The sequence below is a fragment of the Streptomyces sp. NPDC037410 genome (genome assembly GCF_055602235.1).
Genome location: NZ_JBVJWR010000016.1, coordinates 99,897 through 120,696, shown reverse-complemented (window position 1 = coordinate 120,696; position 20,800 = coordinate 99,897). Strand labels below are relative to the sequence as shown.

The 20,800-nt window shown below is 71.3% G+C and carries 18 protein-coding genes; 7 read left to right on the top strand and 11 right to left on the bottom strand.

Annotation, left to right across the window (positions count from 1 at the left end; all coding sequences use genetic code 11):
- Window positions 1–69: 69 nt before the first annotated feature.
- The 6 genes from ACZ7HT_RS25595 (at window position 70) to ACZ7HT_RS25570 (ending at window position 5,309) form a co-directional block, all read left to right on the top strand.
- The gene (locus ACZ7HT_RS25595) at window positions 70–906 is read left to right on the top strand and encodes an inositol monophosphatase family protein (RefSeq protein WP_471170141.1); all 837 of its coding nucleotides are present in this window, start codon (window positions 70–72) and stop codon (window positions 904–906) included.
- Between the two features lie 81 nt (window positions 907–987).
- Entirely contained in the window at window positions 988–2,391 is a 1,404-nt protein-coding gene (locus ACZ7HT_RS25590) for a phytoene desaturase family protein (RefSeq protein ID WP_471170351.1), read from the top strand.
- 10 nt (window positions 2,392–2,401) lie between these two features.
- The gene (locus ACZ7HT_RS25585; RefSeq protein WP_471170138.1) at window positions 2,402–3,010 is read left to right on the top strand and encodes an L-threonylcarbamoyladenylate synthase; all 609 of its coding nucleotides are present in this window, start codon (window positions 2,402–2,404) and stop codon (window positions 3,008–3,010) included.
- A gap of 81 nt (window positions 3,011–3,091) precedes the next feature.
- Window positions 3,092–4,570, top strand: coding sequence for an AlkA N-terminal domain-containing protein (locus ACZ7HT_RS25580; protein WP_471170135.1), 1,479 nt, complete (start codon window positions 3,092–3,094; stop codon window positions 4,568–4,570).
- Between the two features lie 13 nt (window positions 4,571–4,583).
- Window positions 4,584–5,084 (top strand): methylated-DNA--[protein]-cysteine S-methyltransferase, encoded by a 501-nt coding sequence (locus ACZ7HT_RS25575; protein ID WP_471170132.1) that lies wholly within the window; start codon window positions 4,584–4,586, stop codon window positions 5,082–5,084.
- Between the two features lie 21 nt (window positions 5,085–5,105).
- Window positions 5,106–5,309: a type II toxin-antitoxin system VapB family antitoxin gene (locus tag ACZ7HT_RS25570; protein ID WP_093873280.1), complete on the top strand. Its 204-nt coding sequence runs from the start codon at window positions 5,106–5,108 to the stop codon at window positions 5,307–5,309.
- 12 nt (window positions 5,310–5,321) lie between these two features.
- Here ACZ7HT_RS25570 and ACZ7HT_RS25565 read toward each other — a convergent pair whose 3' ends face one another.
- Together ACZ7HT_RS25565 and ACZ7HT_RS25560 are read right to left on the bottom strand one after the other, a co-directional pair.
- A complete protein-coding gene (locus ACZ7HT_RS25565; RefSeq protein WP_471170129.1) occupies window positions 5,322–6,386 on the bottom strand; it encodes an ADP-ribosylglycohydrolase family protein in 1,065 nt (354 codons plus the stop codon).
- Window positions 6,387–6,555: 169 nt separating this feature from the next.
- Window positions 6,556–8,208, bottom strand: coding sequence for a BCCT family transporter (locus ACZ7HT_RS25560; protein ID WP_471170126.1), 1,653 nt, complete (start codon window positions 8,206–8,208; stop codon window positions 6,556–6,558).
- A 112-nt stretch (window positions 8,209–8,320) separates the two neighbouring features.
- On the opposite strand from ACZ7HT_RS25560, the gene ACZ7HT_RS25555 reads away from it, so the two are divergent.
- Window positions 8,321–9,472, top strand: a complete 1,152-nt coding sequence (locus ACZ7HT_RS25555) for a glycerate kinase (RefSeq protein WP_471170123.1) — start codon at window positions 8,321–8,323, stop codon at window positions 9,470–9,472.
- 165 nt (window positions 9,473–9,637) lie between these two features.
- On the opposite strand, the gene pssA is transcribed toward ACZ7HT_RS25555, so the two are convergent.
- From pssA to ACZ7HT_RS25510, 9 genes are all read right to left on the bottom strand, one after another.
- The gene (gene pssA / locus ACZ7HT_RS25550) at window positions 9,638–10,504 is read right to left on the bottom strand and encodes a CDP-diacylglycerol--serine O-phosphatidyltransferase (RefSeq protein WP_471170349.1); all 867 of its coding nucleotides are present in this window, start codon (window positions 10,502–10,504) and stop codon (window positions 9,638–9,640) included.
- The gene (locus ACZ7HT_RS25545; RefSeq protein ID WP_116158044.1) at window positions 10,497–11,153 is read right to left on the bottom strand and encodes a phosphatidylserine decarboxylase; all 657 of its coding nucleotides are present in this window, start codon (window positions 11,151–11,153) and stop codon (window positions 10,497–10,499) included. The genes pssA and ACZ7HT_RS25545 overlap by 8 nt, the downstream gene beginning before the upstream one ends.
- 170 nt (window positions 11,154–11,323) lie before the next feature.
- Window positions 11,324–12,529, bottom strand: a complete 1,206-nt coding sequence (locus ACZ7HT_RS25540; RefSeq protein WP_017236794.1) for an acyl-CoA dehydrogenase family protein — start codon at window positions 12,527–12,529, stop codon at window positions 11,324–11,326.
- 3 nt (window positions 12,530–12,532) lie between these two features.
- Entirely contained in the window at window positions 12,533–13,057 is a 525-nt protein-coding gene (locus tag ACZ7HT_RS25535) for a MaoC family dehydratase (RefSeq protein WP_116158043.1), read from the bottom strand.
- Between the two features lie 5 nt (window positions 13,058–13,062).
- Window positions 13,063–14,028: an HpcH/HpaI aldolase/citrate lyase family protein gene (locus tag ACZ7HT_RS25530; protein WP_015037486.1), complete on the bottom strand. Its 966-nt coding sequence runs from the start codon at window positions 14,026–14,028 to the stop codon at window positions 13,063–13,065.
- Window positions 14,025–16,061, bottom strand: a complete 2,037-nt coding sequence (locus ACZ7HT_RS25525; RefSeq protein WP_471170118.1) for a protein meaA — start codon at window positions 16,059–16,061, stop codon at window positions 14,025–14,027. The genes ACZ7HT_RS25530 and ACZ7HT_RS25525 overlap by 4 nt, the downstream gene beginning before the upstream one ends.
- Before the next feature lie 10 nt (window positions 16,062–16,071).
- A complete protein-coding gene (gene ccrA, locus ACZ7HT_RS25520; protein WP_471170115.1) occupies window positions 16,072–17,409 on the bottom strand; it encodes a crotonyl-CoA carboxylase/reductase in 1,338 nt (445 codons plus the stop codon).
- Between the two features lie 400 nt (window positions 17,410–17,809).
- Window positions 17,810–18,658, bottom strand: coding sequence for a TetR family transcriptional regulator (locus ACZ7HT_RS25515; protein ID WP_471170112.1), 849 nt, complete (start codon window positions 18,656–18,658; stop codon window positions 17,810–17,812).
- A 115-nt stretch (window positions 18,659–18,773) separates the two neighbouring features.
- Window positions 18,774–20,555 carry a 3-hydroxyacyl-CoA dehydrogenase family protein gene (locus ACZ7HT_RS25510; protein ID WP_471170109.1) on the bottom strand — a complete coding sequence of 594 codons (1,782 nt, stop codon included), beginning with the start codon at window positions 20,553–20,555 and terminating at the stop codon, window positions 18,774–18,776.
- Window positions 20,556–20,800 lie beyond the last annotated feature (245 nt).

Genomic DNA, 20,800 nt, shown 5'->3' with positions numbered 1-20,800 from the left:
CTCCGCGGGGAAACGGAGGATGACAAGTGCGGCATTCCGGTTGTCAGCGGCCCGTGCTTAGCTGGAGGCATGATCGAAGACTTCTTTGAGCAGGTCGTCGGTGGGCGCCCGACCGAGGTCGAGGAGGCCGTCCGCAAGGCGGCCGCGGCCGAGATCATGCCGCGCTTCCGGCAGCTCGCCGCCGACGACATCGTCGAGAAGAACGGGCCGCACGACCTGGTCACCGTCGCCGACCGGGCCGCCGAGGCGCACCTCACCGCGTCCCTCACCGCCCTGCTGCCGGGCTCCGTGGTCGTCGGCGAGGAGGCCGTCCACGCCGACCCGGGCCTCTACGAGGCGCTGCGCGGCGACGCCCCCGTCTGGATCGTCGACCCGGTCGACGGCACCCGGCAGTTCGTCCACGGCGACCCCGGCTTCTGCACCCTCGTCGCCCTCGCCCAGCGCGGCGAGGTGCTCGCCTCCTGGACCTACGCGCCCGTCCTGGAGGAGTTCGCCGTCGCCGTGCGCGGCCGCGGCGCCACCCTCAACGGGCAGGCGATACGGTCGGGTTCACCGGCGCCCGGCGAAGTCCTGGAGGTCGCCACCTCGCACCCCGACTACACCACCCCGGACCAGAAGCGCGCCCTGCTCGGCCTGGCGGTCGAGGGCGTCCGTCCGCGCCCCTGCGGCTCGGCCGGGCTCGAGTACCTCGCCGTGGCACGCGGAGAGCTGGCGGGCACCGCGTTCTCCTGGGAGTACGCCTGGGACCACGCCGCCGGACTCCTCCTGGTCGCCGAGGCCGGCGGCGCGACCACGACGATCGCGGGGGAGCCGTTCCGCATAGCCGGGGGGAACGCGCTGCCGTTCACGACCGCCCGGGACGCGGCGACCGCCGAGCGGATCCGGACGCTCCTCGGGGGTGCGTGAGACGCCGTTCCCCACCCGCCTATCCTGGGAGCCTTGGCCATCGGCTGACGAAGGAGTCCGAAGGTGACGAACGAGACGTCGATGCTCGATGCCGTCGTCGTGGGGGCGGGACCCAACGGACTCACGGCCGCTGTCGAACTGGCCCGCCGCGGGCTGTCCGTGGCCGTCTTCGAGGCCAAGCCCACCGTCGGCGGCGGCGCCAGGACCGAGGAGCTCACCCTCCCTGGCTTCCGCCACGACCCCTGCTCCGCCGTGCACCCGCTCGGCGCCGGCTCGCCCGTCTTCAAGACGATGCCGCTCGACCGGTACGGCCTGGAATGGCTCCACCCCGAACTGCCCATGGCCCACCCCTGGGACGACGGCACCGCCGCCGTCCTCGCCCGCTCCGTCGCCGAGACCGCCGCCTCCTTCGGACCGCGCGACGCCGGGACGTACCGCAGGCTCGTCGCCCCCTTCCTCGGCAAGTGGGACACGCTCGCGAGCGACTTCATGCAGCTGCCGCTCACCGCGCTGCCCCGCGACCCGGTCACCCTCGCCCGCTTCGGCCTCGCCGGGCTGCCGCCGTCCACCTGGCTGATGCGCAGGTTCCAGGACGAGAAGGCGCGCGCGCTCCTGGCCGGGCTCGTCGGCCATGTCATCGCCCCCCTCGACGGCCTCGCCACCGGCGCCGTCGGCCTGGTCTTCGCGCTCGCCGCGCACGCGGGCGGCTGGCCGATGCCCAGGGGCGGCTCGCAGTCGATCTCCGACGCCCTCGCCGCGTACCTCAAGGACCTCGGCGGCGCCGTCCACACCGACTTCGAGGTCAAGCGGCTCGACGACCTGCCGCCGGCCCGCGCCTACGTCTTCGACACCTCGCCCACCGCCCTCGCCCGGATCGCCGGCTTCGGCGGGCACTACGACCACTACAAGTACGGCGCCAGCGCCTTCAAGATCGACTACGCGCTCGACGGGCCCGTGCCCTGGACCGCCGAGGAGGCCCGCCGGGCCGGCACCGTCCAGGTCGGCCCCACCGCCGGCGAGATCGGCACCGCCCTGCGCCAGGCCTCCTCCGGCACCGCCCCCGACGCGCCCTTCCTCATCACCGCCCAGCCCAGCCTCGTCGACCCCTCCCGCGCCCCCGAGGGCAAGCACGTCTTCTGGGCGTACGGCCATGTGCCCAACGGCTGGCGCGGCGACCTCACCGAGGCCATAGAACGGCAGATCGAGCGCTTCGCCCCCGGCTTCCGCGACCGCGTCCTGGCCCGCGCCACCGCGGGACCGGCCGAACTCGCCGAGCGCAACGCCAACTACATCGGCGGCGACATCGCCTGCGGCGCCGCCCGCGGCCTCCAGCTCCTGCTGCGCCCCACGCTCTCGCTGCGCCCCTACGCGACCCCGCACCCGGCGGTGTTCCTCTGCTCCTCCGCGACCCCGCCCGGCCCCGGCGTGCACGGCATGTCCGGGCACAATGCGGCGAAGGCCGTCTGGCGGAGCCTGCGAAAATAGACTGGTCGGCATGGCCAAGTACTTCGACGTGCACCCCGACAATCCCCAGCCCCGCACCATCGGCGCGGTGGCCGACTCCATCCGGAACGGGGCGCTCGTCGCGTACCCGACCGACTCCTGCTACGCCCTCGGCAGCCGCGACGGCATCAGCCGCATCCGCGCCATCCGCGACCTCGACGACCGGCACCACTTCACGCTGATGTGCGCGAACTTCGCCCAGCTGGGCCAGCTCGTGCACATCGACAACGACGTCTTCCGCGCCGTCAAGGCGTCCACCCCCGGCGCGTACACCTTCATCCTCCCGGCGACGAAGGAAGTGCCCCGGCAGCTGCTGCACCCCAAGAAGAAGACCGTCGGCGTCCGCATCCCCGACCACGTGGTCACCCAGGCCCTCCTCGCCGAACTCGGCGAGCCGCTGCTCTCCAGCACCCTGCTGCTGCCCGACGAGGCCGAGCCGCTGACCCAGGGCTGGGAGATCAAGGAGCGGCTCGACCACCAGGTGGACGCGGTGCTCGACTCCGGCGACTGCGGCACCGAGCCCACCACCGTCGTCGACTTCTCCAGCGGCGAGCCCGAGGTCGTCCGCCGCGGCGCGGGGGACACCACCCGCTTCGAGTAGAGATCACCCGGAGACACGGGGGCGGACGTCCATGTCGTTTTCTCGCCAGCCCGCGAGCCGTCCGTCCCCGATCCTGGAACCATGCACACCGACACCGAGCGCTGCGTGCGGGCCGTCCAGTCCAAGGAGGCGCGCTTCGACGGCGTGTTCTTCACCGCCGTCCGCACCACCCGGATCTACTGCCGGCCCAGCTGCCCCGCCGTCCCGCCCAAGCCCGAGAACATGGAGTTCCACCCCAGCGCCGCCTCCTGCCAGCGCGCCGGATTCCGGGCCTGCAAGCGGTGCCGGCCCGACACCAGCCCCGGCTCGCCCCAGTGGAACGTCCGTGCCGACGCCGTCGCCCGCGCCATGCGCCTCATCCAGGACGGCGTCGTCGACCGCGAGGGAGTCCCCGGCCTCGCCCGGCGGCTCGGCTGGTCCACCCGGCAGATCGAACGCCAGCTCCTCGCCGAGCTGGGCGCCGGACCCCTCGCCCTGGCCCGCGCCCAGCGCGCCCAGACCGCCCGGCTGCTCATCGAGACCACCCCGATGCCCTTCGGCGAGATCGCCTTCGCCGCCGGCTTCTCCTCCATCCGCACCTTCAACGACACCGTCCGCGAGGTCTTCGCCCTCACCCCCGGCGAGCTCCGCGCCCGCGCCACCCGCCGGGCACCGCTCGGGGCGGCCGCCACCCCCGGCGTCATCAGCCTCCGGCTGCCGTTCCGCGCCCCCCTCGAACCCTCCAACCTCTTCGGCCACCTCGCCGCGACCGCCGTCCCCGGCGTGGAGGAGTGGCGCGACGGCGCCTATCGGCGGACGCTGAGCCTCCCGTACGGACACGGCATCGTCTCCCTCGCCCCGCGACCCGACCACATCGCCTGCCGCCTCTTCCTCACGGACCCGCGCGACCTCACCCACGCGATCAGCCGCTGCCGCCGGCTCCTCGACCTCGACGCCGACCCCGTCGCCGTCGACGAGCGCCTCCGCGCCGACCCGCTGCTCGCCCCGCTGGTCGGCAAGGCGCCCGGCCGCCGGGTGCCCGGCACCGTCGACCCCGCCGAGTTCGCCGTACGGGCCGTCCTCGGCCAGCAGGTCTCCACCGCCGCCGCCCGCACCCACGCCGCCCGCCTCGTCACCGCGCACGGCGTCCCCGTCGAGGACCCCGAGGGCGGGCTCACCCACCTCTTCCCCGGCCCCGAGGCGCTCGCCGCCCTCGACCCCGAGAGCCTCGCCCTGCCGCGCAGCCGCCGCACCACCCTCCTCACCCTCGTCCGGGCCCTCGCCGACGGCACGCTCCCGCTCGGCCCCGCCGACGACCGCGAGGAGGCCCGCGCCCGGCTGCTCGCCCTGCCCGGCTTCGGCCCCTGGACCACCGAGGTCATCGCCATGCGGGCCCTCGGCGACCCCGACGCCTTCCTCCCCGGCGACCTCGGTGTCCGCCGCGCCGCCGAAGGCCTCGGACTGCCCGGCACCCCGGCCGCGCTCACGGCCCGCGCCGCGCACTGGCGCCCCTGGCGGGCCTACGCCGTCCAGTACCTCTGGGCGACCGACGACCACCCGATCAACCTCCTGCCCGCGTAAAGGACCCCGTCCCATGCCCGTCGTCCAGCACACCGTCGTGGACAGCCCCTACGACCCGCTGACCCTGGTCGCCGTCGACGGCGTCCTCAGCCGCCTCCACATGACCGGCCAGCGGCACCGCCCGCCCGAGGAGACCTTCGGCGAGCCCGACCCGCGCCCCTTCGGCGAGGCGATCCGCCAGCTCGACGCCTACTTCGCGGGCGAACTCACCGCGTTCGACCTGCCGTTGAACCTCGTCGGCACCCCGTTCCAGCTGCGCGTCTGGGAGCAGCTCCTGCGCATCCCGTACGGGGAGACCCGGACGTACGGAGAACTCGCCGAGGAGCTCGGCAGCCCCGGCGCCTCCCGGGCCGTGGGCCTCGCCAACGGCAAGAACCCCGTCGGCATCATCGTCCCCTGCCACCGGGTGATCGGCGCGGGCGGAAGCCTCACCGGCTACGGCGGCGGCCTGGACCGCAAGCAGCGGCTCCTCGCCTTCGAATCGGGTACGGCGGAACCGGACGCCCTGTTCTGAGCGGGATGTTAGGTTCCCGCCATGGCCAAGGTGAACATCGGTCTCGACGCCGAACTCGTCGTGGAAGTCATGGTCCTGGCAGGCATCGGCAACCCCCAGGACGCCGTCGAGGCGGTGGTCCGCGACTACATCGCCCGCGGCCACCGCACCGAGGCACGCGCCGTCAGCCGGGACGAACCGCAGCGCACCGGCGAGATCGTCCCACCGGAGCCCCCGCAGGGCTGACGTACGGGATTCTCAGACCTGCTCGGCCAACCGCAGCGTCCGTTCCGCCAGTTCGCTGACGCGGATCCCGTCGAAGCCGAAGACGGCGCTGCGCACCCGGTCGCGCAGGGGCTCCGACCACTGCGGCGGGATCGCGGCCGCGCCGCAGCGGACCCCGGCCACCGAGCCCGCCGTCGCCCCGTTGGAGTCGGTGTCCAGGCCGCCGCGGACGGTGAGCGTGATCGTCCGGGTGAAGTCCCCCTCCCCGTACAGGAGTCCGGCCGTGAGGACGGCCGCGTTCGGGACGGTGTGGATCCAGCCGAGGCCCGCCGTCCGCTCCGCGAGCTCGGCGAGGGTCTCCGACCAGCCGAGTCCCGACTCGTACAGCGCGATCGTGCCCCGTACGGCCCTGGCCAGCCGGCTGCTCGCCGGCACCCGCTCCAGGCCGGCCTCCAGGGCGGAGCGCACGTCCGGCGCGGTGAAGGCCGCGGCGATGAGGGCGGCCGCCCACATCGCCCCGTACACGCCGTTCCCGGTGTGCGAGAGGACCGCGTCCCGGCGGGCCAGCGAGGCGGCGCGGCGCGGGTCGCCCGGACACGTCCAGCCGTACACATCGGCCCGGATCAGCGCGCCGATCCACTCCTGGTACGGATTGTCGTACGTGGCCGTCAGCGGCGGCCGCAGCCCGTCGGCGAGGTTCCGGTAGGCGACCCGCTCCGCCGTGAACGTCTGCAGGTACGGCAGCCGCAGCAGCCACTCCTCGCCGACCTGCTCGGTGGTGAACGCGAAGCCGCGCGTCTCCAGCAGGTGCAGGCCCAGGACCGACCAGTCGACGTCGTCGTCCCGGCAGCTGCCGTCGATCCCGCCCCGCACGCACCGCTCCCACTCGGGCCGCAGCTCGAAGCCCTCCGCCCCGGGCGGCGGCGGAGGGAGGTAGTCCGTGAGCGGGAGCGCCCCGGTCAGCCGCAGGTACGCGTCGATGCGGTCCCGGGTCCAGTGGTCCCCGCGCTCCACGGGCTTGCCCAGCATGTTCCCGGCGATCCGGCCCGTCCAGCCGCCCAGGATCCGGTCCCCGAGCTCCCCGTGTGCGAACCCCATACCTCCGGTGTACCGAATCAGACGGCCCGGCGCGCGCCGGGGCACGGACGCTGCCGCCGGGCGCACGCCGAGGCACGGACCCTGCGGCCGGGCGCGGGCGGGGGCATGGACCCGGCAAGCCGGGTACACCCGGGGCCTGGACCCCGGCCGCCCCCGCGCGCGTCGACCGTCAGTCCTCGGGCGGCTCCGCTCCGGTACGGGCCTCCGCCGCCTCCCGGGGCCGTGGGCGCCGGTCGCCGGCCTGCTCGGTCATCGCCTCCCCGACCAGGCTCCGCACCGCGTCCCGCAGCCCGTGCATCGCCGGGTGCCGGGCCGGACCCGCGCCCGGATCCTCCCGCAGCTCCTTCAGGAGCGCGAAGCACAGCACCAGCATCACCACCACGAACGGCAGCGCCACCAGGATCGTCGCCGTCTGCAGGGAGCTCAGACCGCCCGCCACGAGCAGCACCGCCGCCACGGCGGCCATCAGGACACCCCAGGTCACCACGAGCCAGGTCGGCGGATGCAGCGAGCCGCGGCTCGTCAGCGAACCCATCACCAGCGAGGCCGAGTCGGCGCTCGTGATGAAGTACGTCATCACGAGCAGCATCGCGAGGACCGACGTCACCGTCCCGATCGGCAGCGCCTCCAGCATCGCGAAGAGCGAGGCCTCGGCGCCGTCCTTCATCGCCGTCGCCAGATCCGCCGCGCCCGTCGACTGGAGCCGGATCGCGGTCCCGCCCATCACGCAGAACCACACCACCGTCGCCCCCGACGGCACGAGGAGCACGCCCACCAGGAACTCGCGGATCGTCCGGCCGCGCGAGATCCGGGCGATGAACGTGCCGACGAACGGCGCCCAGGACAGCCACCACGCCCAGTAGAAGATCGTCCACGTGCCCAGCCAGGCACGGTCGGTGAACGCGCCCGTCCGGCTGGCCATCGGCAGCAGCTGGAAGAGGTAGCCGCCGACGGAGGCCGGGATCGTGTCCAGGATGTAGACCGTCGGGCCCAGCAGGAACACGAAGACCATCAGGCAGGCCGCGAGCACGATGTTCAGCGTGGACAGCCACTTCACGCCCTTGTGGAGACCCGAGAACGCCGACAGCACGAACGCCGCCGACAGCGCCACGATGATGATCAGCTGCGTGGCCGTGGAGTTCCTCACGCCCATCGTCAGGTTCAGCCCCTCCGCGACCTGGAGGGCGCCGAGCCCCAGACTCGTCGCCGTGCCGAACACGGTCGCGAACACCGCGAGCAGGTCGATCGCCTTGCCCGGCCAGGACGCCGCCCGGCGCGCCCCCATCAGCGGCACGAAGGCGGAGCTCAGCCGGTTCCCCCGGCCCTTGCGGAAACCCGCGTACGCGAGCGCGAGGCCCGCGATGCCGTAGATCGCCCACGGGGTCAGCGTCCAGTGGAAGAACGAGTACTCCAGGGCCGTCCTGGCCGCCGCACCCGACTCCGGCGGGACCCCGGTCGCCGGGGGAGGGCTCAGGAAATGCGTCAGCGGCTCCCCGACCCCGTAGAACATCAGCCCGATGCCCATTCCGGCACTGAACATCATCGCGATCCACGCCAGGTTCGTGAACTCCGGCTCCGAGTCGTCCGGGCCCAGCCTGATCCGGCCGAAACGACTCAGCGCGATCACCACGCACAGCACCAGAAAGGTGTCCGCGGCGACCACGAAAAGCCAGGCGAAATTCGACAACACCCAGCTCAGGGCCGAGGAGGAGGCGCTGTCGAAGGAATCCCCGCCCAGCGCCGCCCAGCCGACGACCGCGATCACGGCCGCCACCCCGATCCCGATGACCTTGCCGTCCGGAATGATCTTTTCCGCGCTCATGCGACCCCACTATGGTGCGGAATATCCCCTTATCAGGGGGTGGCACGCCGTCTGGACGTACGGATAGGGTCTGCCTCGGCGCGACTGCACGTTCGAAAGCAAGGGATGCAAGGTGACGGACGGAGCAGCAACTCAGGTCGCTCACGTGCTCGTGGCGGCCGACAAGTTCAAGGGCTCGCTCACGGCCGTGCAGGTCGCGGAGCGGGTCACAGCAGGACTGCGGCGGGTCGTCCCCGAGCTCACGGTGGAGACACTGCCCGTCGCCGACGGCGGCGACGGCACCGTCGCGGCGGCCGTCGCGGCCGGCTTCGAGCGGCGCGAGGTCCGCGTGACGGGCCCGCTCGGCGAGCCGGTCACCGCGGCGTACGCGCTGCGCGGCACCACCGCGGTCGTCGAGATGGCGGAGGCCTCGGGCCTCCAGCTGCTCCCGACCGGCGTGTTCGCGCCTCTCACGGCGACCACGTACGGCTCCGGAGAGCTGCTCCGCGCCGCCCTCGACGCCGGTGCGACCACCCTCGTCTTCGGCGTCGGCGGCAGCGCCACCACCGACGGCGGCGCCGGCATGCTCGCCGCGCTCGGCGCCCGCTTCCTCGACGCGGCCGGCGAGCCCGTCGGACCCGGCGGCGCGGCCCTCGCCGAGCTCGCCACGGCCGACCTCAGCGGGCTCGACCCCCGCTTCGCCTCCGTCGACCTGATCCTCGCGAGCGACGTCGACAACCCGCTCACCGGACCCAAGGGCGCGCCCGCCGTCTACGGTCCCCAGAAGGGCGCCACGCCGGACGACGTCCGCACCCTCGACGCGGCCCTCGCCCACTTCGCCACGGTCCTGGAGAAGGCCGTCGGGCCGCGCGCCGCCGAAGCGGCCGTCGCGCCCGGTGCGGGCGGTGCGGGCGGCATCGGGTACGGCGCGCTCATCCTCGGCGCGAGCTTCCGGCCCGGGATCGAGCTGATGCTGGAGGTCCTCGGCTTCGCGCCCGCCCTTGAGCGCGCGACCCTCGTCATCACCGGCGAGGGCTCCCTCGACGAGCAGACCCTCCACGGCAAGGCCCCGGCCGGCGTCGCCGCCGCCGCCCGTGCCGCCGGCAAGGAGGTCGTCGCGGTCTGCGGCCGCCTCGCCCTCCCGCCCGAGGCCCTGGGCACGGCCGGCATCCGCCGCGCCTACCCCCTCACGGACCTCGAACCGGACACGGCGAAGTGCATCGCGAACGCGGGCCCGCTCCTCGAAATGTCGGCCTCGAACATCGCACGCGACTTCCTGTCGTAGGACCCGCTCCGCCCGTCGTGGGCAATCGTTCCGCTGGGGCGATTGCCCACGCGGCGGTGGGGGACTGGTGGTCGGGGGGCCGCCACGCTCTGCTTCGAACAGCTCCAGGGCATGCGAAAGGGCCCGGGAGGCGGATCGCCTCCCGGGCCCTTCGTACGCCGTCCGCTACGGCAGCTGGGCCGCCCGCGCCTCCCGGCTCTCACGCCGGTTGCCGCGGAAGGTGTTCACCCGGCGGGCCGTCGCGAAGAGGGGGATCACGGCGCCCATCACGACCTGGAGCGCGCAGCCGGTCTGGAGCAGGATCTGACCGCCCGGGGCGTCGAACGCCCACGCGGCCAGCATCGCCATCGCTCCGACGATCCAGCTGAGCATGGCCGCCGCGAGGACACCCCGCGGCTTCGGGTACTCCACCCGGCTCACCATCAGCCACGCCGTGCCGATGATCGCGAGCAGGGTCGGGATGAACGGCAGCTCGAGCAGGATGATCGAGACGACCGTCAGCGCGCCGAAGGGGCTCGGCATGCCCTGGAACATGCCGTCCTTCATCGTCACGCACGAGAAGCGGGCCAGCCGCAGGACCACCGCGAGGAGGACCACGATCGCGGCGACCGCCGAGACCTTCTGCTGCGCGTCGTCCGCGACCATGCCGTACACGAGCACGAAGTAGGCCGGGGCCAGACCGAAGCTGATGAGGTCCGACAGGTTGTCGAGCTCGGCGCCCATCGGCGAGCTGCGGAGCTTGCGCGCCACGATGCCGTCGAAGAGGTCGAAGATCGCCGCGGCCAGCATGAGGATCACGGCGGTGGCGGCGCTGTTGCGCGCCATGCCGCTCTCGCTGCTGCCGGTGAGGTGCGGGATGAGGATGCCGGTGGTGGTGAAGTACACCGCCATGAAGCCGCACGTGGCGTTACCGAGCGTGAGGGCGTCCGCTATGGACAGCCTCAGCGACAGCGGCATCTCCTCGGCTTCTTCGGCCGCCTCCGCCTCGGCGTCGGCGGCCCAGTCGGCAGTCCGTGTGTCGGGATCAATCACGGTCAATGCGAGTCACCCCCGCGGTGGTGGCCTGGCCGACCTCGACCGCGACCTCGACACCCTCGGGGAGGTAGATGTCGACGCGCGAGCCGAAGCGGATCAGACCGATGCGGTCACCCTGCTCGACCTTCGTGCCCTGCGGGATGTACGGCACGATCCGCCGGGCGACGGCACCCGCGATCTGGACCATCTCGATGTCGCCGAGCTCGGTGTCGAAGTGCCAGACAACGCGCTCGTTGTTCTCGCTCTCCTTGTTGAACGCCGGGACGAACCCGCCCGGGATGTGCTCCACGGACGTCACCGTGCCGGCCAGCGGCGCGCGGTTGACGTGGACGTTCAGCGGGCTCATGAAGATGGCGACCCGGGTGCGTCCGTCCTTCCACGGCATGATGCTCTGCACCACACCGTCGGCGGGGGAGATGACCCGGCCCTGAGCGATCTCGCGCTCGGGGTCGCGGAAGAACCACAGCATGCCGGCCGCGAGAGCGGTGGTCGGCACGGCGATGGCCGCGGCGCGCTTCGACTTCCGGGCGCGCACGAGGCTGAGCGCCGCGGTGGCGACGGTCGGCAGAAGCCACGGCGATGCTCCGCGTGCGATGCGTACGCCCTTGGGGCTGTCGCGGTGTGCAGAGGTTTGGCTGTGGGGCATGGATGACCTTCGTAGCGGATGATGCCGCACTGGCAACAGGGGGACGGCGGCTTTCCGGCGATGCTATCGGTTGCGGGGCGCAACTGGGCAAGCCAGGAACCGAGTCGACGGCCGGAAGACGAACACGGGGTGTGATCTTCTTCGCGGCCGAATCGACCCAAACCTGGCAATCAGCCCTGGAATCGGTACTCCTCGAGCAGTCGCCGACCAATGATCATTTTCTGGATCTCGGCGGTACCTTCACCGATGAGCAGCATCGGGGCCTCGCGGTAGAGGCGCTCGATCTCGTACTCCTTCGAGAACCCGTATCCACCGTGGATGCGGAAGGCGTCCTCGACGACCTCCTTGCAGTACTCGGAGGCGAGGTACTTCGCCATCCCTGCTTCGAGGTCGTTTCGTTCCCCGGAGTCCTTTTTGCGTGCTGCATTCACCATCATGGCATGGGCGGCCTCGACCTTGGTAGCCATCTCGGCCAGCTTGAACTGAATCGCCTGGTGCTGGGCGATCGCCTTGCCGAAAGTGTGACGTTGCTGGGCATAAGAGACGCCCAGTTCGAAAGCACGCTGCGCGACACCGCAACCACGGGCCGCCACGTTCACGCGGCCGACCTCGACGCCGTCCATCATTTGGTAAAACCCTCGGCCGGTGACCCCGCCGAGCACACGATTGGCCGGAATGCGCAGTCCGTCCATGATGAGTTCGGTCGTGTCGACGCCCTTGTACCCCATCTTGTCGATCTTGCCGGGGATCGTGAGGCCCGGACGGACCTCTCCGAAGCCGGGCTCCTTCTCGACGAGGAAGGTCGTCATCGACTTGTGGGGGGCCGTGCCCTCCGGGTGTCCTTCGTCACTTCGGACGAGAACGGCCACCAGCGTTGACGTTCCGCCGTTCGTCAGCCACATCTTCTGGCCGTTGAGGACGTACTCGTCGCCGTCCTTGACGGCCTTCGAGGTGATCGCCGACACGTCCGAGCCGAGGCCCGGCTCCGACATCGAGAAGGCGCCGCGCGTCTCGCCGGCCGCCATCCGCGGAAGGAAGTACTCCTTCTGCTCCTGGGTGCCGTGCTGCTTGAGCATGTACGCCACGATGAAGTGGGTGTTGATGATGCCGGAGACCGACATCCAGCCGCGGGCGATCTCCTCCACGCACAGCGCGTAGGTGAGCAGCGACTCGCCCAGGCCCCCGTACTCCTCGGGGATCATCAGGCCGAAGACGCCGAGCTCCTTGAGCCCGTCGACGATCTGCTGCGGGTACTCGTCGCGGTGCTCGAGCTCCGTCGCGACCGGGATGATCTCCTTGTCGACGAAGTCCCGGACGGTGGCGAGGATCTCCTGCTGGACATCGGTCAGACCGTGGGTCTGGGCGAGTCGCGCCATGGCTTACTTCTCCGACTTCTTGGAAGGCTCGATGAGCTCGGGGCGGCCGGGCTGCTCGCCGCCGCGCGCGTCGATGTACTCGGCGGTCGGGACCATCACCTTGCGGCGGAAGACGCACACCAGGGTGCCGTCCTGCTTGTAGCCCTTGGTCTCGACGTAGACGATGCCGCGGTCGGTCTTGGACTTCGACGGGGTCTTGTCGAGGACCGTCGTCTCGCCGTAGATCGTGTCGCCGTGGAAGGTCGGCGCCACGTGCCGCAGCGACTCGATCTCCAGGTTGGCGATGGCCTTGCCGGAGACGTCCGGCACGGACATGCCGAGCAGCAGCGAGTAGATGTAGTTGCCGACCACCACGTTCCGCTTGAAGTCGGTCGTGTTCTCCGCGTAGTTCACGTCCATGTGCAGCGGGTGGTGGTTCATCGTGAGCAGACAGAAGAGGTGGTCGTCGTACTCGGTGACCGTCTTTCCGGGCCAGTGCTTGTAGACGGCACCGACTTCGAACTCTTCGTAGGTACGGCCGAACTGCATCGGACTCAGGCCTCCGGGATCTCGAACTTGCTGGTGCGCTGCATGCCGGCGGCGCGGCCCTTGCCGGAGATGACCAGGGCCATCTTGCGGGAGGCCTCGTCGATCATCTCGTCGCCGAGCATCGCGGAGCCCTTCTTCCCGCCGGCCTCGGACGTGTAGTAGTCGTACGCGTCGAGGATCAGCTCGGCGTGGTCGTAGTCCTCCTGCGAGGGCGAGAAGATCTCGTTCGCGGCGGCGACCTGGTCCGGGTGGAGCACCCACTTGCCGTCGAAGCCCAGGGCCGCGGCGCGCTGCGCGACCGCCTTGTAGCCCTCCTGGTTGCGGATCTGCAGGTAGGGGCCGTCGATCGCCTGGAGGTTGTTGGCGCGGGCCGCCATCAGGATGCTCATCAGGATGTGGTGGTACGCGTCCGCCGGGTAGCCGGGCGGCTGCTCGCCGACGACGAGGGACTTCATGTTGATGGAGGCCATGAAGTCGGCCGGGCCGAAGATGATCGTCTCGACGCGCTGGGAGGCCTGCGCGATCGCGTTGACGTTGGTCAGGCCCTGGGCGTTCTCGATCTGCGCCTCGATGCCGATCTTGCCGACCTCGAAGCCCATGGTCTTCTCGATCTGCGTGAGCAGCAGGTCGAGGGCGACGATCTGCTGGGCGTCCTGGACCTTCGGCAGCATGATGCAGTCGAGGTTCTGGCCGGCGCCCTCGACGACCGTGACGACGTCACGGTAGGTCCAGTGGGTCGTCCAGTCGTTGACGCGGACCACGCGGGTCTTGCCGGTCCAGTCGCCCTCGTTCAGGAACTTCACGATGGTGTGCCGGGCCTCGGGCTTGGCCAGCGGGGCGCACGCGTCCTCCAGGTCGAGGAAGACCTGGTCGGCGGCGAGGCCCTGGGCCTTCTCGAGGAAGCGCGGGTTGGAGCCGGGGACCGCCAGGCAGGAGCGGCGGGGGCGGAGCCGGTTCACAGGGCTGGTCATGCGAGGACCTCCGTACTTTCCAGGGGGCTGAGCTTGTTCGCTTGCCGGATCTCGTCGACGATACGGCCGATGATCTCCGTGATACCGAAGTCCTTCGGTGTGAAGACGGCGGCGACACCCGCGCGCTTCAGTTCTGCGGCGTCGGCGTTGGGAATGATTCCACCGACGATGACCGGGATGTCGAGGGCGCCCGCCTCACGGAGGCGGTCGAGGACGTCGGGGACCAGCGCGGAGTGCGAGCCGGAGAGGATCGACAGGCCCACGCAGTGCACGTCCTCGGCCAGGGCGGCGTCGACGATCTGCTCGGGGGTCAGCCGGATGCCCTGGTAGACCACCTCGAAACCGGCGTCACGCGCGCGTACGGCGATCTGCTCGGCCCCGTTGGAGTGCCCGTCAAGGCCCGGCTTGCCGACGAGCAGCCGCAGCCGCCCGACGTTCATGTCCTCGGCGGTCCTGGCCACCTTCTCGCGGACCAGGGCGAGCGGCGTGCCCGCCTCGGCCGTCACGGCCACCGGGGCGGAGGAGACGCCGGTCGGGGCGCGGAACTCGCCGAACACCTCGCGCAGGGCCCCGGCCCACTCGCCGGTGGTGACCCCGGCGCGGGCGCACTCCAGGGTGGCCTCCATGAGGTTCTCCGTGCCCTTGGCGGCCTCCTTGAGGCGCTCCAGGGCCTTGCAGGGCCGCGGGTGGTTGAACGGCGGCTGGTAGCGGTGGTCGCGCCAGGTCTTCATCGAGCCGACGACCCGTGCCTCGACGGCCGGGTCGACCGTCATGATCGCCGTGTCCAGGTCGGCCGTGAGGGGGTTCTCCTCGGTCGACTGGAAGATGTTGACGCCGACGATCTTGTCCTCGCCGGCCTCGATCCGGGCGCGCCGGTCGGCGTGCGAGGAGACCAGCTGCGACTTGAGGTAGCCGGACTCGACGGCGGCCATCGCGCCGCCCATCTCCTGGATCCGGTCGATCTCGGCGAGGCACTCCTCGACGAGGGCGTCCACCTTGGCCTCGATGACGTGCGAGCCGGCGAAGATGTCCTCGTACTCCAGGAGGTCGGACTCGTGGGCGAGCACCTGCTGGATGCGCAGCGACCACTGCTGGTCCCAGGGCCGGGGGAGGCCGAGGGCCTCGTTCCAGGCCGGGAGCTGCACGGCACGCGCGCGGGCGTCCTTGGAGAGGGTGACGGCCAGCATCTCCAGGACGATCCGCTGGACGTTGTTCTCCGGCTGGGCCTCTGTCAGGCCGAGGGAGTTGACCTGGACGCCGTAGCGGAAGCGCCGCTGCTTGGCGTCCTCGATGCCGTACCGCTCAAGGGTGATCTTGTCCCAGATGCGGCCGAAGGCGCGCATCTTGCACATCTCCTCGATGAAGCGGACGCCCGCGTTCACGAAGAAGGAGATGCGGGCCACGACCTCGCCGAAGCGGTCCTCGGGGACCTGGCCGGAGTCGCGGACCGAGTCGAGGACCGCGATCGCGGTGGCCATCGCGTACGAGATCTCCTGGACCGGCGTGGCCCCGGCCTCCTGCAGGTGGTAGCTGCAGATGTTGATCGGGTTCCACTTCGGGATGTGGTTGACCGTGTACGCGATCATGTCCGTCGTGAGGCGGAGCGAGGGGCCGGGCGGGAAGACGTGCGTCCCGCGCGACAGGTACTCCTTCACGATGTCGTTCTGGGTGGTGCCCTGGAGCTTGGTGATGTCCGCACCCTGCTCCTCGGCGGCCACCTGGTAGAGCGCCAGCAGCCACATGGCGGTGGCGTTGATGGTCATCGAGGTGTTCATCTGCTCCAGGGGGATGTCCTGGAACAGCCGGCGCATGTCACCGAGGTGCGAGACGGGGACGCCGACCCGGCCGACCTCGCCGCGGGCGAGGATGTGGTCGGGGTCGTACCCGGTCTGCGTCGGCAGGTCGAACGCGACCGAGAGGCCGGTCTGACCCTTGGCGAGGTTGCGCCGGTACAGCTCGTTGGACGCCTCGGCGGTCGAATGACCCGCGTACGTCCGCATGAGCCACGGCCGGTCCTTCTGGCGCTCTGTCATCTTCGGGACCTCAGATGTTCCGGAAGCGGTTGATGGCGTCGATGTGCTGGGCCCGGAGCTCCGGGTTGCTGACGCCCAGGCCCTCCTGCGGGGCGAGCGCGAGGACGCCGACCTTGCCCTGGTGGAGGTTGCGGTGGACGTCGTACGCGGCCTGGCCGGTCTCCTCCAGGGAGTAGACCTTCGACAGCGTCGGGTGGATCTTGCCCTTGGCGACCAGGCGGTTGGCCTCCCAGGCCTCGCGGTAGTTGGCGAAGTGCGAGCCGATGATCCGCTTCAGCGACATCCACAGGTAGCGGTTGTCGTACTCGTGGTTGTAGCCGGACGTGGACGCGCAGGTGACGATCGTGCCGCCCTTGCGGGTGACGTACACCGAGGCGCCGAAGGTCTCGCGGCCCGGGTGCTCGAAGACGATGTCCACGTCCTCGCCGCCGGTCAGCTCACGGATCCTGGAGCCGAACCGCTTCCACTCGCGCGGGTCCTGGTTGTTCTCGTCCTTCCAGAACCTGTAGCCCTCGGCGTTGCGGTCGATGACCGCCTCGGCGCCCATGGCCCGGCAGATGTCGGCCTTCTCGGGGGAGGAGACGACACAGATCGGGTTGGCGCCGCCGGCCAGGGCGAACTGCGTGGCGTACGAGCCGAGTCCGCCGCTCGCGCCCCAGATGAGGACGTTGTCGCCCTGCTTCATGCCGGCGCCGTTGCGGGAGACCAGCTGGCGGTAGGCGGTGGAGTTGACGAGGCCGGGGGCCGCCGCCTCCTCCCAGCTGAGGTGGCCGGGCTTCGGCATCAGCTGGTTGGACTTGACGAGCGCGATCTCGGCGAGGCCGCCGAAGTTGGTCTCGAAGCCCCAGATGCGCTGCTCGGGGTCGAGCATCGTGTCGTTGTGGCCGTCGGAGGACTCCAGCTCGACCGAGAGGCAGTGCGCGACGACCTCGTCGCCGGGCTTCCAGGCGTTGACGCCCGGGCCGGTGCGCAGGACGACGCCCGAGAGGTCGGAGCCGATGATGTGGTGCGGCAGGTCGTGGCGCCTGGTCAGCTCGGAGAGGCGGCCGTAGCGCTCCAGGAACGCGAAGGTCGACACCGGCTCGAAGATCGAGGACCAGACCGAGTTGTAGTTCACCGAGCTGGCCATGACGGCGACCAGGGCCTCACCGGGACCGAGCTCGGGGAGGGCGACCTCGTCCAGGTGGAGCGACTTGCGGGGGTCCTTGTCGCGGCTGGCGAGGCCGACGAACATCTCCTGCTCGTCCTTGTGGACGGTGATGGCCCGGTACGAGTCGGGCAGGGGGATGTTCGCGAAGTCGGCGGACGTGGCGTCCGGCGACTGGATCGCGGCCAGGATTTCCTTCACGGGTTGCCTCCGGCGGTGAGCGTCCTGAGGGAGGGACGCCTGAGGGTTACGGCGGGACGTGCTGCTGTGGAGGTGTGCCGTCGGTTCGGCTCGGTGGTGCGGTGGCGGCGCTGTGTGGTGGAGCGCGGGGTGCCTGTGACGCAGGCGTCCGGGCGCACCGGCCGTCGGCTGGTGGGGACAGCCGGAGCACGAGGTGTGTTCTCTGCGCTCCGGCCGCCCGGACAACATCAACGTATGGCACGCCGTGTCACCTGACAAGGCACTGCGTGCCAACAATTTCACTCAGATGCAATCTGCCCGTCACGGATGAGCGATGATCGATCGAAATGGCGGCTGAGCTGCGGGAACGCACAGAGGGCCGCCCCCGGAAATCCGGGGACGGCCCTCCTCGTCGAGCGTGTCAGGCGCCCTTGAGCGCCTGCTGGATGGTCCGCATGACCTCGTCGAGCGGAGCGTCCGTACGCGCCACGGCGACCACCACGTCGCCCGTCGTGGACGCGGTCGCGGCGGCCGGCGGCTCCGGGGCGGCCGACTCCGCCGGTACGGCGGCGGTGCCGCTCCCGGCGGGCACCGGGCGGGCGCCTATGCCCGAGCCGAAGGTCTCCCGGACGATCGCGAAGGCGTGGTCGAGCTGGGCCTCCACGTCACCCTGACCGCCCGCCCGCAGCCAGCGGCGCAGCACGTGGTTGTGGGCGGTGACCACCGCCGACGCGGCCACCTCGGCGAGCAGCGGGTCGTCGTTGCCGTCGTGGTGGTCCCGCTCGTCGAAGTGCCCGAGGAGGTAGCGGGTGAACAGCCGCTCGTAACGGGCGACCGAGGCGATCTCCCGCTCCCGCAGGGTCGGCACCTCACGGGTGAGCCGGTAGCGCTCCACCGAGACCGCGGGGGACCCCGCGTACATCTTCATGACTTCCTTGATGCCCCGGCACACCGTGTCGAGCGGGTGCTCGTGCGGCGGCGCGGCGTTCAGCACCGCCTCCGCCCGCACGAGGGTGTCGTCGTGGTCAGGGAAGATCGCCTCTTCCTTGGACCGGAAATGCCGGAAGAACGTCCGCCGCGCGACCCCGGCCGTGGCCGCGATCTCGTCGACGGTGGTCGCCTCGTACCCCTTGGTCGCGAAGAGCTCCATCGCGGCCGCGGCGAGCTCCCGGCGCATCTTGAGCCGCTGTGCGGCGGCACGGGTGCCCGCCGCGCTCTCCGGAGCGTCGGACGGGGACGTGGCACGGGGTGTCTTCGCGGCCTTGGGCATGGTCCGAACGTACTGCATCGGAGGTGGAGTGTGCCCAGGTGGGGGCGGGGAGGCCCCCGGGGCACCGGCGGTGCCCGGGGGACTCAGCAGTCCGCCCCAGCCGGCGGTGCGGGACTCAGCGTCGGGCATATTCGCGGAAGCCGCGACCCGTCTTGCGGCCCAGGCAGCCGGCCGCCACCAGGTGCTCCAGGAGCGGGGCCGGGGCGAGGCCCGGGTCGCGGAACTCGCGGTGCAGCACCTGCTCGATCGCGAGCGAGACGTCCAGACCGACCACGTCGAGCAGCTCGAACGGGCCCATCGGGTAGCCGCCGCCGAGCTTCATGGCCGCGTCGATGTCGTCCAGGGTCGCGTAGTGCTCCTGGACCATCTTGATCGCGTTGTTCAGGTACGGGAAGAGCAGCGCGTTCACGATGAAGCCGGCGCGGTCGCCGCAGTCCACCGGGTGCTTCCTGATCTTCGCGGTCACCTCGCGGACGGTGGCGTGGACGTCGTCGCCGGTCAGGACCGTGCGGACGATCTCGACCAGCTTCATCGCCGGCGCCGGGTTGAAGAAGTGCATCCCGATGACGTCCTGCGGGCGCGTGGTGGCGCGGGCGCAGGCGATGACCGGCAGCGAGGAGGTCGTGGTGGCGAGCACCGCGCCCGGCTTGCAGATCTTGTCGAGCCGCCCGAACAGCTCCTGCTTGACCGCCAGGTCCTCGGCGACCGCCTCGACGGCCAGGTCGACCTCGGCGAAGGCTTCGAGCGAGCCGGCCGGGGTGATCAGGGCGAGCGTCTCGTCGCGCGCCTCGCCCGTCATCCGGCCCTTGTCGACCGAGCGGGCCAGGGACTTGGCGATCCGGGCCTTCGCGGCGTCCGCCTTCTCCTGGGAGCGGGCGGCGAGCACCACCGCGTACCCGGCCTTCGCGAAGACCTCGGCGATGCCGGAGGCCATCGTGCCCGAGCCGGCGACGCCGACCGAGCGGACCTCGCGGCCGCTGCCGGCCTCGGCGGAGGCGAGCGGGGTCAGCGCGTCGCGCGCCACCTCGCCCGAGCCGGGCGCCTCGTACGTGTAGAAGCCGCGGCCCGCCTTGCGGCCGGTCAGACCGGCCTCGCTGAGCTGCTTGAGGATCGGGGCCGGGGCGTGCAGCCGGTCGTGCGAGGCCGCGTACATGGCCTCCAGGACCGTACGGGCGGTGTCGACACCGATCAGGTCGAGCAGCGCCAGCGGGCCCATCGGCAGGCCGCAGCCCAGCTTCATCGCCGCGTCGATGTCCTCGCGGGAGGCGTACTTGGCCTCGTACATGGCCGCGGCCTGGTTCAGGTAGCCGAAGAGCAGCCCGTCCGCGATGAAGCCGGCCCGGTCGCCGACCGCCACCGGCTCCTTGCCGAGGTCCTGGGCGAGCCGCGTGACGGCGTCCACGGCCTTCGGGTCGGTCAGCACGGAGGAGACCACCTCGACCAGCCTCATGGCCTGGACCGGGGCGAAGAAGTGCAGGCCGAGGACCCGCTGGGGGTGCGCCGAGTCGGCGGCGAGCCGGGTCACGGACAGGGCGTTCGTGCCGGTGGCCAGGATCGCGTCCGGCCGGACGATCCCGTCCAGGGCCCGGAAGACCTCCTGCTTCGCCTCGTACGACTCGGGCACGACCTCGATCACGAGGTCGGCGTCGGCGGCCGCCTGGAGGTCGGAGAAGGTACGGAAGCGGGCGAGGACGTCCTGCCGCTCCTCCTCGGTGATCCGCTCACGGGCCACCGCGCGGGCGGTGGAGGCCTCCAGGGCGGCGACGGCCTGGGCGGCCGCGGCGTCGTTGATGTCGATGCCGATGACCTCACGGCCGGCCCGGGCGAGGACATCGGCGATACCCGTGCCCATGGTGCCGAGACCGACGACGGCGATGGTGGAGAGAGGGGTGTCCATCAGGGGACTCCAGAGGAAGAGTGACGACTGAGGCCAGTGCGCGCGCGAAAGGCGCGGGAAAGTGCGGGGGCTGTGCGTGGAAAAGAGGGCGGTGCCCTGAAGAGAGGTGAGACGGACTCTGTCCCGGAGTCACGTCGAAACTGCCGAACCGACCAGCGAACACAACGGCTGCGTCACCAGGCCGTTGTGGAAAGCGCGGGTGGTGCCCGCTCACCTGAGACTAACCGGCCGGTAACGAGCGCGCC

Bases quoted from the DNA above. Each gene is read 5' to 3' on its own strand.
- ACZ7HT_RS25595 (WP_471170141.1), top strand. From the start codon at position 70: ATGATCGAAGACTTCTTTGAGCAGGTCGTCGGTGGGCGCCCGACCGAG.
- ACZ7HT_RS25590 (WP_471170351.1), top strand. From the start codon at position 988: ATGCTCGATGCCGTCGTCGTGGGGGCGGGACCCAACGGACTCACGGCC.
- ACZ7HT_RS25585 (WP_471170138.1), top strand. From the start codon at position 2,402: ATGGCCAAGTACTTCGACGTGCACCCCGACAATCCCCAGCCCCGCACC.
- ACZ7HT_RS25580 (WP_471170135.1), top strand. From the start codon at position 3,092: ATGCACACCGACACCGAGCGCTGCGTGCGGGCCGTCCAGTCCAAGGAG.
- ACZ7HT_RS25575 (WP_471170132.1), top strand. From the start codon at position 4,584: ATGCCCGTCGTCCAGCACACCGTCGTGGACAGCCCCTACGACCCGCTG.
- ACZ7HT_RS25570 (WP_093873280.1), top strand. From the start codon at position 5,106: ATGGCCAAGGTGAACATCGGTCTCGACGCCGAACTCGTCGTGGAAGTC.
- ACZ7HT_RS25565 (WP_471170129.1), bottom strand. From the start codon at position 6,386: ATGGGGTTCGCACACGGGGAGCTCGGGGACCGGATCCTGGGCGGCTGG.
- ACZ7HT_RS25560 (WP_471170126.1), bottom strand. From the start codon at position 8,208: ATGAGCGCGGAAAAGATCATTCCGGACGGCAAGGTCATCGGGATCGGG.
- ACZ7HT_RS25545 (WP_116158044.1), bottom strand. From the start codon at position 11,153: ATGCCCCACAGCCAAACCTCTGCACACCGCGACAGCCCCAAGGGCGTA.
- ACZ7HT_RS25540 (WP_017236794.1), bottom strand. From the start codon at position 12,529: ATGGCGCGACTCGCCCAGACCCACGGTCTGACCGATGTCCAGCAGGAG.
- ACZ7HT_RS25535 (WP_116158043.1), bottom strand. From the start codon at position 13,057: ATGCAGTTCGGCCGTACCTACGAAGAGTTCGAAGTCGGTGCCGTCTAC.
- ACZ7HT_RS25530 (WP_015037486.1), bottom strand. From the start codon at position 14,028: ATGACCAGCCCTGTGAACCGGCTCCGCCCCCGCCGCTCCTGCCTGGCG.
- ACZ7HT_RS25525 (WP_471170118.1), bottom strand. From the start codon at position 16,061: ATGACAGAGCGCCAGAAGGACCGGCCGTGGCTCATGCGGACGTACGCG.
- ACZ7HT_RS25515 (WP_471170112.1), bottom strand. From the start codon at position 18,658: ATGCCCAAGGCCGCGAAGACACCCCGTGCCACGTCCCCGTCCGACGCT.
- ACZ7HT_RS25510 (WP_471170109.1), bottom strand. From the start codon at position 20,555: ATGGACACCCCTCTCTCCACCATCGCCGTCGTCGGTCTCGGCACCATG.